13 protein-coding genes are annotated in these 15,537 nt (G+C 41.0%); all 13 read right to left on the reverse strand.

Going from position 1 to position 15,537, the window contains the following annotated elements; all coding sequences use genetic code 11:
* A partial coding sequence (locus VNZ46_RS25145) for an aminotransferase class I/II-fold pyridoxal phosphate-dependent enzyme (RefSeq protein ID WP_325563749.1) occupies positions 1 to 594 on the reverse strand: 594 nt, incomplete at its 3' end.
* A 113-nt stretch (positions 595 to 707) separates the two neighbouring features.
* Entirely contained in the window at positions 708 to 2,345 is a 1,638-nt protein-coding gene (gene ftsZ, locus VNZ46_RS25150; RefSeq protein WP_325563751.1) for a cell division protein FtsZ, read from the reverse strand.
* A 129-nt stretch (positions 2,346 to 2,474) separates the two neighbouring features.
* A complete protein-coding gene (gene ftsA, locus VNZ46_RS25155) occupies positions 2,475 to 3,836 on the reverse strand; it encodes a cell division protein FtsA (RefSeq protein ID WP_133780154.1) in 1,362 nt (453 codons plus the stop codon).
* A 29-nt stretch (positions 3,837 to 3,865) separates the two neighbouring features.
* The gene (locus tag VNZ46_RS25160; protein ID WP_325563753.1) at positions 3,866 to 4,816 is read right to left on the reverse strand and encodes a cell division protein FtsQ; all 951 of its coding nucleotides are present in this window, start codon (positions 4,814 to 4,816) and stop codon (positions 3,866 to 3,868) included.
* Positions 4,809 to 6,164, reverse strand: a complete 1,356-nt coding sequence (murC, locus tag VNZ46_RS25165) for a UDP-N-acetylmuramate--L-alanine ligase (protein WP_325563755.1) — start codon at positions 6,162 to 6,164, stop codon at positions 4,809 to 4,811. Before murC ends, VNZ46_RS25160 begins: the two co-directional genes overlap by 8 nt.
* Positions 6,165 to 7,277, reverse strand: coding sequence for an undecaprenyldiphospho-muramoylpentapeptide beta-N-acetylglucosaminyltransferase (murG, locus tag VNZ46_RS25170; RefSeq protein WP_325563757.1), 1,113 nt, complete (start codon positions 7,275 to 7,277; stop codon positions 6,165 to 6,167).
* An 11-nt stretch (positions 7,278 to 7,288) separates the two neighbouring features.
* A complete protein-coding gene (locus tag VNZ46_RS25175; RefSeq protein WP_133780150.1) occupies positions 7,289 to 8,482 on the reverse strand; it encodes an FtsW/RodA/SpoVE family cell cycle protein in 1,194 nt (397 codons plus the stop codon).
* 4 nt (positions 8,483 to 8,486) lie between these two features.
* Positions 8,487 to 9,830 (reverse strand): UDP-N-acetylmuramoyl-L-alanine--D-glutamate ligase, encoded by a 1,344-nt coding sequence (gene murD / locus VNZ46_RS25180; RefSeq protein ID WP_325563760.1) that lies wholly within the window; start codon positions 9,828 to 9,830, stop codon positions 8,487 to 8,489.
* Positions 9,830 to 11,077, reverse strand: coding sequence for a phospho-N-acetylmuramoyl-pentapeptide-transferase (gene mraY / locus VNZ46_RS25185; RefSeq protein ID WP_133780148.1), 1,248 nt, complete (start codon positions 11,075 to 11,077; stop codon positions 9,830 to 9,832). Before mraY ends, murD begins: the two co-directional genes overlap by 1 nt.
* Positions 11,077 to 12,534 (reverse strand): UDP-N-acetylmuramoyl-L-alanyl-D-glutamate--2,6-diaminopimelate ligase, encoded by a 1,458-nt coding sequence (locus VNZ46_RS25190; protein WP_325563762.1) that lies wholly within the window; start codon positions 12,532 to 12,534, stop codon positions 11,077 to 11,079. Before VNZ46_RS25190 ends, mraY begins: the two co-directional genes overlap by 1 nt.
* A 1-nt stretch (position 12,535) precedes the next feature.
* Complete coding sequence (locus VNZ46_RS25195; RefSeq protein ID WP_133780146.1) at positions 12,536 to 14,632, reverse strand: penicillin-binding protein; 2,097 nt, start codon at positions 14,630 to 14,632, stop codon at positions 12,536 to 12,538.
* Positions 14,622 to 15,044: an FtsL-like putative cell division protein gene (locus VNZ46_RS25200; RefSeq protein WP_325563764.1), complete on the reverse strand. Its 423-nt coding sequence runs from the start codon at positions 15,042 to 15,044 to the stop codon at positions 14,622 to 14,624. The genes VNZ46_RS25195 and VNZ46_RS25200 overlap by 11 nt, the downstream gene beginning before the upstream one ends.
* Positions 15,041 to 15,537 (reverse strand): 16S rRNA (cytosine(1402)-N(4))-methyltransferase (gene mraW, locus VNZ46_RS25205; protein ID WP_325563766.1); only part of this gene is annotated, 497 nt, incomplete at its 5' end. The genes mraW and VNZ46_RS25200, both read right to left, overlap by 4 nt.

Below are 15,537 nucleotides of genomic sequence, written 5' to 3' on the forward strand. Positions count from 1 at the left end.
AAGTTTCCCCTGAGCACCAGACATACCAAAAACACCTTCAGTGATCAGCAAAATCCCCCCACCACTTTGTTCAACCAGTTTTGTAGCACGTTCCAGTTGCTTTCTTGCACTTTCAATATCGTTATGTTTATAAACAAAACGTTTTCCCATATGGAGTCTGAGGCCATCAATAATGCAGGCATGCGATTCCGCATCATAAACGATGACGTCGTTACGGTCTACCAGGCTATCAATAATAGATACCATTCCCTGGTAACCAAAGTTCAACAAGAAAGCATCGGGTTTACCAACAAAAGCTGCCAGCTCCTGTTCCAGTTGTTCATGGTATTTAGAATTACCAGACATCATTCTGGCACCCATTGGATAGGCCATCCCAAAATCCGTTGCTCCTTTCTGATCTGCCTCTCTTACCTCAGGATGGTTGGCCAGACCAAGGTAATTGTTCAGGCTCCATACCAAATGCTCTTTCCCCCTGAAGTTCATATGCGGCGCAATCTCTCCCTCTAATTTTGGGAAAGAGAAATAGCCATGTGACCATTTTTGGTGCTGCCCGATGGGGCCCATATGCTTCGCTATCTTTTCAAAAATATCCAATTCTATATGTTGTTAAGTTAACTTATTTTTTGCTGCAAATTTACTCAAATCATTTTTACGAGAAAAGCCTTAACAGTGGTTTTGCTAAGGCTTTCTTTTATTTCAGTTGTGTATTAATCAACATTATCGTGCAGGAACGAATTATTTGGTCTGATCTCTGTAGTCCCATCTTCATCATTACTTAAGGTAAATCTGGAAACCTGGGACTCTGAAGAATGCTGAACCTGTTGTAACTGCATTTGTTTACGTTTATAAGCTGGTTCATTCTCGAGCTCCTGTAAACCATTGGTGGTACGCAGTTTCATACTTAAATCCTTTAACCTCAAAATCCTTTCTTTAGATTTCTTTAACTGGTCTTCTATAGATTCATCGTTTTTATCATCATCCAAACCTATTTCCTTTACTGGTTCAGGTTGTTGCTGTGAAACCGGCGTACCAAAACTTGCTGCAGGGGTTTCAAAAACAAAATCTGTTTCGGCAAGTTTTATTTCAAACTCAAAACCTGATTCCTGCTGTGTTTCTGCAGAGGGTTTCTCCTCTTCTACAAGCGTATGCCTGATTACAGCATTTTCGGGCTCTTCAGTCTTTCTGGTCCTGTTTCCATTAAACAAATCTCCAAAAAGGTCAGATTGTTTAATTTCCTCTTTAGCCTTTAAAACGGGTTCGCTGGAAACCGGCTGGACCCTAGGCTCAATAAAAGAATTTACAGGCTCTACCGGTTTGATCAATGGGGCCTCTTCTGGTGTCAGAAGAGAAATCTTCTTCACATTCTTCTTATCATGCGCACGTTGCTCTGTAGTTTGGAAACCAGTAGCAATAATAGTTACAGATAATTTATCTTCCAGACTCTCATCAATACAGTTACCCCAAATCAGATCAGCAGAAAGACCCGCTTTGTCCTGAATATAGTCTGTAATAATAGTCACTTCATCCATGGTTACTTCACGAACACCAGAACTGATATTTAACAAGATATATCTTGCCCCTTCAATTTCATTATCTTTCAACAATGGGGAGGCTAAAGCACCCTCTACAGCTGTAAGAGCCCTGTTCTCACCATCGCAGGCAAAGCTACCCATGATACAAACACCACTGTCTTTCATGACGGTACGCACATCTTTAAAATCCACGTTAATGTATCCAGGTACAGTAATGATCTCAGCAATCCCCTTAGCGGCAGTTGTTAAAATATCATCTGCCTGGGCAAATGCCGACCCCAAAGTTAGGTTACCAAAGATTTCGCGCAGCCTGTCGTTAGAGATGACCAGGTAGGAATCCACGTATTTCTTCAGTTCATCTAATCCATCTTCCGCCTGCATTTTACGACGCTTTCCTTCAAAAGAGAAAGGCGTTGTAATAATCGCAACGGTAAGTATATCCAATTCTTTAGCAGCCTGGGCAATAATAGGGCTTGCACCGGTACCGGTACCCCCACCCATTCCCGCTGTGATGAACAACATTTTCGTTGTGCTGCCCAACATCTGCTTGATGTCGTCTATATTCTCAATAGCAGAGTTTTTTCCCACTTCAGGAATAGAGCCTGCGCCCATTCCTTCCGTCAAACTTGCGCCCAATTGAACCTTGTTTGGGATAGGACTAAATTCCAATGCCTGAGCATCGGTATTACAAATAATAAAGTCCACTCCAGTAATTCCCTGACGGTACATATGGTTTACCGCATTACCACCACCGCCACCAACACCAATAACCTTGATGATTGATGACTTATCTTTTAACATTTCGAACTGCATATCTTTATGAATCAGTTATTTAAAAATTAGCTGTACCTGTTCATCTCTCCCTGTAATATTAACACTTTTTTAACAGGCGTTTTCCACAATTGTTAGAAATGTGGAAAAATCATGTTTTGTGGAAAAATATTACGGTTTAATATAATCTTCATCGCTCACATTCATATCATCTTTGATAAAGTCTTTAGTCTTAGCCAATAACTTATCAAAAAGTCCACCCCCGCTTCGCTTACTTTTCTCTTTTACTTCCTGTTGTTTTTCTACGTATACACCTGGCTGCTTCATTTCTTCAATCAACTCCTCAGCTTTCTGAATTCCTTTGATCAATAAACCCACACTAGTTGCGTACATTGGACTTTTCAGATCATCATAGATGGTCTTCGGCATATCTTCATATTTGGACAAATGCTCGTTTGGATAGCCTACACGACAGTCCAATCCGGTTACATATTCCACCAATTGAGACAAATGCTTCAATAAAGCGCCCCCTCCGGTAATCACGACACCACCAATCAGTTTCTTTTCATAACCAGACGACTTGATTTCATAATAAACATGCTCAATGATTTCTTCCATACGGGCCTGGATTACATAAGCAAGGTTTTTTACAGAAATCTCTTTCGGCTCGCGGCCTCTTAATCCCGGCACACAGATGATCTCGTTTTCTTTATTTTCTTCTGCGAGCGAAGAACCGAACCGGGTTTTTAACAATTCCGCCTGATTCCTCATTACAGAACAACCTTCACGTATATCTTCAGTTACGCTGTTTCCACCAAATGGAATCACTGCCGTATGGCGGATGATACCTTCATGGAAGATCGCAATATCTGTTGTACCACCGCCAATATCAACCAGAGCTATACCAGCTTCTTTTTCCTCTTCGCTCAACACCGATTCAGAAGAAGCCAGAGGCTCTAAAATTAATTCCTGTGTCTGCAGTCCTGCGTTGGACACACATCGCATAATATTTTTAACCGCAGTCACCTGTCCCGATATGATGTGGAAGTTCGCCTCCAAACGCACTCCCGCCATACCGATGGGATCTTTAACCCCTGGTTCGTTGTCAATAGTAAACTCTTGCGGCAAAACATGGATGATCTCTTCTCCCGGGGGCATAACCAGTTTGAACATATCATCGATGAGCTTGTCGATATCCTTTTTACCTATTTCATTATTTAACTCTCTTCTTGTAAGGATCCCTCGGTGCTGGAGGCTCTTGATGTGCTGGCCTGCAATACCAACATTCACCACACGTATCTCCACGTTGGATTGACCGCTGGCTACCTCAACAGCTTGAGAAATACCCTGGACCGTCTTCTGAATATTGGAGACCACACCGCGTGTTACGCCCGCAGATTCTGCTTTCCCTATACCCAGTACTTCAATTTTACCGTGTTGCGTCCTGCGACCGACGATTACACAGATCTTAGTAGTACCGATGTCAAGGCCTACTACTATTGGAGACTGCATGGTAGATTTTTCTTTGCCCATAACTATATTATTGATTGTTGAGTTTATTACTATTTGTTTTTCTTGGTATCTGTTTTAACTTTTGCTTTTACTGCCGGAGGTGGTTTTGCACCCTCTTCCTGAAGAATAGCATCCAACACCATAGAGTCAATAACTTTCTTGGTTGCAGGAGCACTATCTCTCCGTATTTCAGGTGCTTTATATACTTTTGGAGCGAGTGAATCCAGCTTGTTCCTTTCGCACACAATTTGATTGGTGTATTTAATATTAATTGTTTTATAGGTATCCCAGCCTACCTTAGGCATAGCTTTCTTATAAAATGTAAGCAGATTCCTCATCTTAACTTCCAACGAATCTGCATTTCCCAAAATAATACGCTGATTGCCAACTCTTGGTACCAGTTCAATATCTTTCTTCTCATCTACAAAAATCTGCTCAATCTGCGCATCCCAAAGCGTATCACTTTTAATGAACAATGCCGTCTTGTACAAATCCTGGGCCAATTGTGTTTTCAAGGTATCCAGCCTACCACCAAAAGGCTCGCTTATATTCCCGTTAGCAGCCAGTACATTCGCAGTGAAGTTTGCAGATACCGGCATTTTAAGACCGTTTCTGTCAATATAAAAATCCTGGCTACCCGCATTGATCACTCTCAAAATAGGTTGCCGTTGCTTGATTTCGATGTGAATCACCCCATCCATGTCCGCATAAATTTTTGCAAAAGCGATATAAGGATTGGATTTAATTTTTTGTTCTATATCGTTCAGGTTAATACCTTCCAGCTTTCTGCCAATTAATGTTCCCTGACTCTGCTTCAGGATCGCATCAATTTCTTCACGTTCTATAAAGTTATCAGCCCCTGGAATTAAGATTTTCACATTGGTACATTTCACGGTATGCTTCTTTACACCCACAAAACTCATCAGCACAACCACCCCGGCCAGGCAAACTACCCAGGCCAGCCCCTTCAAAACCGATGTCCAATTGATCCTTTTAAGCATGGCTCAATATTGTTTTTAGAGGTTGTATGATCGTATCTATATCTCCGGCCCCAACAGTCAAAAGCAACTCGGGTTGTTTGTTTTTAATCCTATCCAGTACCCCTGCTTTTCCATAAAGTGCTTTTGATACCAGGTTAATTTTATCCAGCAGCATCTGTGAATCTATCCCCTCCAAAGGAAGTTCCCTTGCTGGATATATATCCAACAGGATCAAATCATCAGCGGTACCAAGAACCTGGGCAAAATCGTCTGCAAAATCTCTGGTACGGGTAAATAAATGTGGCTGAAAAATAACCGTTAGCTTTTTATCCGGATACAATTGTCTAACGGCATCAAAACAAGCCCTTAATTCTTCCGGATGATGAGCATAATCATCAATATAAATATGCCCAGGAGAATTTACAATGTATTCAAATCTTCTTTTCACGCCTTTAAAAGTAGCCACCGCCTCTTTTATTTTTTCAGGGGCAATCCCCAGTTTTAGCGCAATAGAAATGGCAGCAACCGCATTTTCCACATTGTGTTTACCAGGCAACATTAAACTCAGGCCGTTGATATTCTGCGCCTCAGAATGATAATCAAACACAAAATGTGCCTGCTCTACCCGGATGTTTAATCCGCTTACATCAGCATATTTATCCAGACTATAGGTAATTCCATCAGTAATAGGCAGGCCTGCCTTCACAAATAAAGTCCCCTCTGGTTTAAGCTGACTTGCAAATAAATGGAAGGACTCTTGCAGGCTTGAAGAGTCTCCATAAATATCAAGATGATCAGCATCCATAGAGGTAATTACTGCAAGGTCAGGATGAAGGGTTAAAAATGATCTGTCATATTCATCTGCCTCAACCACAACCACATGATTATCTCCTAAAAGAAAGTTACTGTTATAGTTGGTCGCTATTCCCCCAAGAAAAGCCGTACACCCAAAGCCGCTGTGAGTCAGAATGTGGGCAACAATAGAAGAGGTTGTAGTTTTACCATGTGTACCCGCTACTGCAATGCAGAATTGTCCTTTACTGATGATTCCCAATACTTCGGAACGTTTCTTCAATGCGAATCCCCGTTGTTTGAAATAATGCATCAACACCGAATTCTTAGGAATGGCAGGAGTATATACAATTAAAGTATCTTCATGTTTTTCATGAAAACTGACTGGCAAAGCAGAATCATCATCCATGTAAGAAATTAAGATCCCCTCCCGTTCCAGATCGATAGTGAGATTGGTCCTGGTTTTGTCATAGCCGCAAACCAGGCAGCCACGTTTAGCAAAATAGCGGGCAAGCGCACTCATTCCGATTCCTCCGATCCCTACAAAATACACCCTTTTTATTGCTTCCAGTTCCATTTAATTCGTTCTCCTTCCTGCTAACTTTAAAACTTCTCCGGCGATTTGTTCATCCGCCTCTGCCAGAGCCATTTTTCCTATGTTCAGCGACAATTCGGCACACTTCTCCGTATTCTTCAATAAAGACAGCGCCTCATCAACCAGGGTGTCTTCTGCTGAGCGATCGGTAATAATGATTGCCGCGTTGTTCTTCGCCAGCGCCAATGCATTTTTAGTCTGATGGTCTTCTGCTACATTCGGAGAAGGCACCAGAATAACCGGTTTTTTGACCAGACAGAGCTCTGCAATAGTTCCCGCCCCGGCCCTGGAAATGATCACATCTGCCGCAGCATAAGCGAGGTCCATTCTATTTAAAAATTCCAGGATTCTAACCTGAGGATGGGTATTCTCCCCCAGACGCTCAATAATTCCTTGATAATAGTATTTACCAGTTTGCCAGATCAGCTGAACATCCTGATTCAGGATCTCCTGTAAATGTTTTTCTATACTTTTATTCAGTGTTCCGGCACCAAGGCTTCCACCAGTAACCAGAATGGTTTTCTTTAAAGGATCTAACTTCAGCAACTCTGCACCTGCAAAATGTTTATTAAAAACATCAACGGCTTCTTTCCTCACTGGATTTCCTGTTTTAAGAATTTTCGATGCAGGAAAGAACTGATCCATATGGTCAAATGCCACACATATTTTGGCGGCTTTTTTTCCAAGCCATTTATTGGTTATTCCGGCGTAGGAATTTTGTTCCTGTATCAAATAAGGAATACCCTTTAAAGACGCTGCATATAATAACGGTCCCGAAGCATAACCACCAACCCCAACCACAACATCCGGTTTAAATTCAGAAATCAGTTTTAAAGCTTTATTTAAACTCCCGATCATCTTAAAAGGCAAGGAAAGATTTTTAAGTATCGAGCCCCGCTGCATACCACTAATATTCAAGCCTACGATCTTATATCCGGCAGCTGGAACTTTCTCCATCTCCATACGGCCCGCTGCGCCAACAAATAAAATTTCACAGCCTTCCTCCATACGCTTAAGCGCATTGGCAATCGCAATCGCCGGGAAGATATGTCCTCCGGTTCCGCCACCTGAAATAATTATTCTCGTTGGTTCCATCTCTCTAAATATTACATTGCAGGAATCTCACCTACAATAACTTTGTTATTAATTTCTTCTTCAATATCCTTGCCCTTTTTACCATTTTCCTCAATATCACGGCTTACACTTAAAATAATACCAAATGCAATACTGGTGAAGATCATGGATGTTCCTCCCATACTCACTAATGGCAACGGAACACCAGTAACAGGGCCTAAACCAACCGCAACAGCCATATTAGCAAAAGCCTGAATAGTTAAACTAAAACTCAGCCCTGCTGCCAGTAAAGCACCAAATGCTTTAGGGCTTTGCGTGACAATCCTTATACACCGGTAAAGCAGGATCAGATAAAGCACAATAATGATCATTGCACCAAAAAGACCATATTCTTCAACAATTATGGCAAAAATAAAATCCGAATAAGGATGCGGTAAAAAGTTACGTTGTGTACTGTTTCCTGGTCCTTTTCCAAATACACCACCCGCAGCCAGTGCAATTTTTGCCTGATCAGCCTGATAAGTTTTATCAGAATGCTGCATCTCAGGATGTAAAAAGGTATTGATCCTTGATTTGTACGTTTCTCTTCTTGGACCCAACATCGCAACAAGAACCAAAAGGACGAGACCTCCGGCACATACAATAGAAATTTGTTTAATACTTATTCTTCCAATGATCAGCAACAATATACTTACGCCAAACAACATCAGTGCAGTAGACATATTTGCAAGGGCAATCAAAACAAACACCGCGCAAACAGAAGCCATAATAGGAATAAAGGCTTTCTTTACATCTTTTATATTCTCCTGTTTCTTAGTCAATGTTCTGGCAAGAAATGTAATCAATGCCAATTTCGCCAAATCGGAAGTCTGAAAGGTCAAACCGATAATTGGAATCTTTACCCATCTGGAGGCATCATTCAGATTTGTTCCAAAAATAAGGGTATAAATCAGCAGCGGAATAGTTATGATCATCAATACTTTAGAAATTCCCGCATAATATTTATAGTCCAGTAAATGCGCAATATAGATCATACCGATCCCCATCACCACAAAGATCAAGTGCTTGGTGAGCAAGAGCTTCTCCACAGTTTTCCCTTGTTTATAGGCCAGTGTACCTGTTGCACTATAAACGGCAAGTATAGAGATCAGAGACAACAGAATAATGATCAGCCAGATCCATCTGTCTCCCTTGGTTTTTTCTAAAAGCGTCTGAACAGCAGTCATATCTTTATAGTTCTTTCACGGCCATCTTAAATTGATTCCCACGGTCTTCATAATTTTTAAACAAATCAAAACTTGCACACGCAGGAGACAACAATACAGTATCTCCCTTTTTAGCCAGATGATAAGCAACCTGCACAGCTTCGTGTGCAGAAAATGTATTTACAATCACTTCAACGTCACCTTCAAAAGCCTCGTGTATACGTTTATTGTCTTTACCCAGACATATAATTGCCTTAACTTTATCCTGCACCAATTCCCGAAGCATTTCATAGTCATTACCTTTGTCTACGCCACCCATAATCAAGATTATCTGTGGATTCACACTTTCCAGGGCATACCACGTAGAGTTTACATTGGTTGCCTTCGAATCGTTGATATAATCAACACCAGAGATCTTGGCCACGTGCTCCAGCCGATGTTCGATATTCTTAATATCGCCCATACTTTCGCGAATGGTTGCATTCCGGATATCCAGCACTTTGGCTACGATTCCCGAAGCCATAGAGTTGTAGATGTTGTGCTTGCCTTGCAAGGCTAAATCTGAAATAGACATGGTTAATTGATCCTCTTGGTTTATATTGATATGTAAGTTGTTCCCCTCTAAATAGGCACCCTCCTCAATTTTTTTATGGATAGAAAAAGGGTATTGCCTGGAATCGACCTTTGTGTTTTTTAACACTTTCAGGGTCTCCTCATCATCTGCGCAGTAAATAAAATAATCCTCAGCAGTCTGATTCCGAACGATCCTCATTTTAGATGCAGCATAGTTGGCCAGTTTATACTCATAGCGATCCAGATGATCCGGAGTAATATTTAATAACACGGCGATATCCGCCTTAAACTGGTACATGTCATCGAGCATAAAGCTGGAGATCTCCAGTACATACCAGTCAAAATTCTCTGTCGCTACCTGCGCCGCGAAGCTATTGCCAATATTACCAGCCAATCCTACATTCAACCCTGCCTTCTTCAGAATATGATAGGTAAGCATAGTCGTTGTTGTCTTCCCATTAGAGCCCGTTATGCAAATAGTTTTGGCCTGAGTGTAACGTTTTGCAAACTCTATTTCAGAAATTACCGGAACCCCTTTAGCCCTTAGTTGCTTCACCAAAGGTACTGTTCCGGGAATACCAGGACTCTTGATCACCTCTGTAGCATCCAGTATCAGTTCCTCCGTATGTTGCTTCTCTTCATAAGACACGCCCAGATCCTCCAGCATCGTTTTATAACGCTCGGCAATAGATCCAAGATCAGATACAAAAACGTCAAAACCCTGCTTCCTGGCAAGGATTGCTGCACCTACTCCACTTTCACCTGCTCCTAAAATTACGATCCTATGCTTTTCCATTATCTTACTTTTAAGGTTACAATAGTGATAATAGCAAGCAAAATACTGATGATCCAGAAACGGGTTACAATCTTAGCTTCATGATAGCCTTTTTTCTGGTAATGGTGATGTAAAGGAGACATTAAGAAGACCCGTCTTCCTTCCCCAAAACGCCTTTTTGTATATTTAAAATAGCTAACCTGTATCATCACCGAGAGTATTTCAATCAGAAATACACCGCAAAGTACAGGGATCAGCCATTCTTTTCTGATCATAATAGCAAAGGCTGCTATGATGCCACCGATAGCCAAACTTCCTGTATCTCCCATAAATACCTGCGCAGGATAAGAATTGTACCACAAGAAGCCAACACAGGCTCCCACAAAAGCACCGGCAAAAATCATCAGCTCTCCTGAATTCGGGATATACATAATGTTCAGATAATCTGCAATTACTGTATTACCAGAAACATAAGCCAATAAGCCAAGCGTAATACCTATGATGGCCGAGGTCCCCGTGGCCAGGCCGTCAATTCCATCTGTAATATTAGCACCATTAGACACACCGGTAATGATCACCACAGTAAATAACAAAAATACAGCTAGTGCATATTTCTCATAACCCTTCCCAGTGAATTTCAACACTTTGGCATAATCAAATTCATTTTTCTTATAGAAAGGAACATTCGTCTTTGTAGATTTTACATCCTGGGTATAATAGTAACTCCCCCCCTTTTCTCTTAATATGATCGGGGCAGTGGAAGTTGGTTTTTCAGTATCAGAAACGGTTTGACGGACCACAATATTAGGATTAAAATACATGGTGTAACCAATAATTAATCCCAATCCAACTTGCCCAACAATCTTAAACTTGCCTGCAAGCCCTTCTTTGTTCTTTCTGAAGACTTTAATATAATCATCAAGAAAACCTACAGCTCCCATCCAGACTGTGGTTACAATCATTAAAATGACATATACATTGGTCAAATTGGCCAATAATAATGTAGGAACTAAAATGCCTAATAAAATAATAAGCCCTCCCATCGTTGGTGTTCCCTGCTTTTGCATTTGACCCTCCAATCCAAGGTTTCTGACCGTTTCTCCTACCTGTTTTTTCTGCAGATAATTGATTAACCTTCTACCATATACGGTCGTAATAATTAAGGAAATAATAATGGCAAGCGAAGTCCTGAAGGTAATGTATTGAAACAACCTCAATCCGGGGATATCATAATGCTGACGAAGATATTCTGATAAATGGTATAACATTAGCTAATGAGGTTTAGTTGTTCCAATAATATTTCCTTATCATCAAAATGATGTCTTACACCATTTATTTCCTGGTATTTTTCATGTCCTTTTCCAGCAAGCAGAATAATATCTCCGGGCTTAGCCAGATGGCAGGCTGTTTTTATAGCTTCTTTTCTGTCAACTATAGTTAGCGTTTTACGTCTGTTTGTTGGTGAAACGCCAGCCTCCATATCCTGCACAATAGAAAGCGGATCCTCAGTTCTCGGATTATCAGAAGTCAGAATTACCTTATCACTCCAGTCACAAGCCACCTGCGCCATAATCGGACGTTTGGTTTTATCCCTGTCGCCACCACAACCAATAACAGTAATGACCTGCTCTGTCCCCTTTCTAATGTCGTGAATGGTGCTCAATACATTCTGTACTGCATCAGGGGTATGCGCATAATCCACAATACCAATAATATTGAGTTTATTGCTCACATAGTCAAAACGCCCCTCAGCACCGGTAAGATTACTCAACAACGTCAGGACATTAAATTTGTCCTCACCCAACAAAACAGCCGTTCCATATACAGCCAATAGGTTGTAAGCATTAAAAGAACCTACGAGTTTAAAGAAAACATCTACATGATCAATATCCAGATTTAACCCGCTAAATTTATTTTCAATAATTCTTGCTTTAAAATCGGCCAATTGCTTTAAAGCATATGTTTTCTTTAAAGCTTTGGTGTTTTGCAGCATAACCATCCCATTTTTATCATCGGCATTTGTTAATGCAAAAGCCGATTTGGGCAAAGCATCGAAAAATGCCTTTTTGGCCTTCAGGTAATTTTCAAATGTTTTATGAAAGTCCAGATGATCATGCGTAATATTGGAAAACACCGCTCCTGTAAAGTCCAGGCCTTCAATTCTATGTTGGGCAACCGCATGGGAACTTACCTCCATAAAGCAAAAGTCACATCCGCTACGCACCATCTTTTGCAACAACTCATTCAATGCAATTGGATTCGGCGTGGTGTGTGTCGCCGGAATAATCTCCTCATTAATCTGATTCTGAACAGTTGAAATCAGGCCTACATTGTAGCCCAAAGCCCTGAACAATTTAAACAGCAATGTAGCAATGGTTGTCTTACCATTCGTCCCTGTAATTCCAATCAGCTTTAATCCCGCCGAAGGATGCTCATAAAAATTGGATGCCGCTTTACCTAAAGCAATATGCGAATCCTCTACCTGTATATAGGTTATTCCTTCTTTTAATTCCGATGGCATCTCCTCACAAACAATCACCTCTGCACCTGCCTCAACAGTTTGGGCAATATAGGAATGTCCGTCAGACAATGCTCCTTTAATGGCGAAGAATACAGATCCTTTCGCTACCTGACGGGAATCAAATGTTAGCGCACCAACTTCCCTGTTGGTTAATCCAACCAGTTCTGTTATAGCTACTCCATATAATATTTCCTGCAACTGCATCTTATTTCAATTCTATTTGTACTGATAATCCTTTTCCAATTTTACTTCCCGCGGGAATCGATTGACTCACCACTTTTCCACTGCCCTTAACCTGAGCTTTCAATCCGGCATTACCAATTAAGTATAATGCATCCTTTAAGCCCATACCATTTACATTCGGCATTGCCCCCTTAACCGCGCTGTATTCCTCATAAACAACCCCATTACTCGTATCTACACTATTGAAATAGTCTGATTTGGCAGCATACAAAGCCTTAATACCAAAAGCATTATATACCCTTTTAACATCTTTGGTCTGTCCTGACTTTGCTTCCGGACTTTTTGTATTTCCAACCAACCGATCTGAAACTTCATTATACATCTGCATGTCACTGGCATAAATCCTGTCTGCAATTTCTCTAAAAGGAGGACCCGCAACCAATGCCGCATAATAACTGCCTTTAGGATCATTAATGACTACAATTAAAGAGTACTTAGGATGATCTGCCGGGAAATAACCACAAAAAGAAGATTGGTACTGTTTTTTAGCTTTATAACCTTTATTGCCGTCTGCTACCTGTGCAGTACCTGTTTTACCAGCAATTCTAAAAAAAGGAGAAGCTAAACTCTTTCCGGTTCCCTCTGTAAACACACCTTCCAACAATGCATGCATCTTTTCCAGGGTTTCATCAGAACAAATCTTAGGATTAACTACACGGGCTTTGAACTGCTCTATAGGATTTCCTAATCTCCTGATCTCTTTCACAAAAATGGGTGCAACGTATTTTCCATTATTAGCAATGGCATTGTAGAAAGAAAGCATCTTTAAAGGTGTTAACTGCATTTCGTAACCATAAGCCATTTGAGGCAGCGTCAGATTCTTATTCCAGCTTTTATTTTTTGGGTTTTTAACTACAGGTTGTGCTTCTCCGGGAATCTGAAGGCGTAACTTCTCATTTAAGTGCCAGTCATACAAATGATCCGTAAACTGCGCCTGATTCTCCTTATAGTGTTGATCCACCATTTGAGCAATAGCCGCATTAGAAGACTCTTCAAATGCCTTTTTCACCGTAACCACACCAATACTACCATGTGAATCCTTAATCAAATGTCCTGGGACTTTATAGTTACCAGTAGCTACAAGCGTATTGGTATCTACTTTTTTATCTTCCAGCAAGGCCATGTATGAGGCCACTTTAAATGTCGAACCTGGATCCTGGTTTCCAGCAATGGCATAGTTAAAAGTTTCCTTGTACTCTCCTTTAGCCACCCTGGTGAAATTAGCTACTGCACGTACTTCACCTGTAGCTACTTCCATCAAGATCACACAACCATGATCTGCATCGCTCGCAATCAATTGTTTTTCCAGAGCACTTTGAGCAAGATCCTGCATATTAATATCTATGGTAGATATAATATCTGCGCCCTCTTTCGGTGCGATCTCTGCCTCATCGTTTACAGGCATCCAAACCCCTCCGGCAATACGCTGTACCAATCTCTTTCCACTTTCTCCATTGATATAATTCCCGAAGGTCCCTTCCAGACCAACACCGTTGGCTACATTCTCATTCTTATATCCAATAGTCCTTGCAGCAAGAGACTTAAATGGCAGAATCCTTTTGTTTTGCTGAATAGCGATCAATCCACCGCTATATTTACCTATATTAAATAGAGGAAATGTCCGGATGGTCTTTAGATCCTGATAATTCACTTTACGTTTAATCAATAGATAACGAACACTGTCCTGCCTTGCAGACCGCAGGTACCTTGAATATTCTTTAGGTGTTTTATCACCAAAAAACTGTGACAGGCGCAAGGCCAGCGAATCCACCTTTCCATTAAAAACATCCCGGTCTTCTATCCCTCCGGCATACAGGTCCATTCTAAGTTCGTACTCAGGAACAGAAGTAGCCAGTAAACTTCCGTCATTAGAATAAATATTACCGCGTGCCGCCTCCACATTGACATACTTTGTAGAGAGACTGTCGGCCATGGCACGCCACTTATGTCCCTCCACAAACTGTACATCGCATAGCCTGATCAGTACTGCCACGGCAAACAGTACAATCAGGCCAAAAGCCAGATAAACACGCAATAATATGTTCGCTCTAATGTTCATCGTTACCTACTACAATTTTTTTTGGCGGCGCCGTTAATTCTTTTATACCAAGAGTATCTACCTTTTTAGCAACTTCTGTCAGTTTACTTTTAAACATCAGATCTGCTTTTAAGGACTTATACTCCCAGCTTAGTTCTTTTACTTCTTTATTTAATTTATCTATACTTCTTATGTTCTTCACAGCCATATGGCTGTTTGCTATATACAGCATACACAAAAAGGATATAAACAACAAAAACGGCAACATCTCCGTTGCAGCTTCCTTGGTCACTACGCCTTCAGTAAAAAGCTTTGTAAAAAACGTCTTTCCACTTTCCGGATTTTTTACTTTTTCCTTTTTTACCTTCAACACCGGTTCTTCTTCCGGCTCTGGCTCTTCTTCCTCTATATCTTCTCTGAAGCGGTTACTCATATTCTTTCTCCGATTCTAAGTTTTGCACTTCTGGATCTCGTATTCCTGATCAACTCTTCTTCATCTGCCATAATCGCTTTTCGGGTAATTACGCTAAAAGGCTTTTGCTGATTTCCATAAAAGTCCTTTTCCACCTCCCCTCTAAACTTACCTTTAGCAATAAAATTCTTTACAGGTCTGTCTTCCAGCGAATGGTATGACATCACCACCAGGCGGCCGCCAGGCTTTATGACATCTGCCGTTTGCTCCAGAAAACGCTCCAATACATCAATCTCTCCATTTACTTCAATACGCAAGGCCTGAAAAACCTGCGCCATATATTTATGCTCTTTCCCTTTAGGAATGTGAGCCGCAATCGTTTTTTTAAATTCAGCAAGAGTTATAACTGGCGCCGATGCCCTTGCAGTAACAATAGTCCTGGCCAAGGATTTCGCATTTTTCACCTCGCCATAGATTCCAAATATTTTATGCAAATCTTCCTCTGCATAAGTAT

The sequence above is a fragment of the Pedobacter sp. genome (assembly GCF_035566355.1).
GTDB lineage: Bacteria > Bacteroidota > Bacteroidia > Sphingobacteriales > Sphingobacteriaceae > Pedobacter.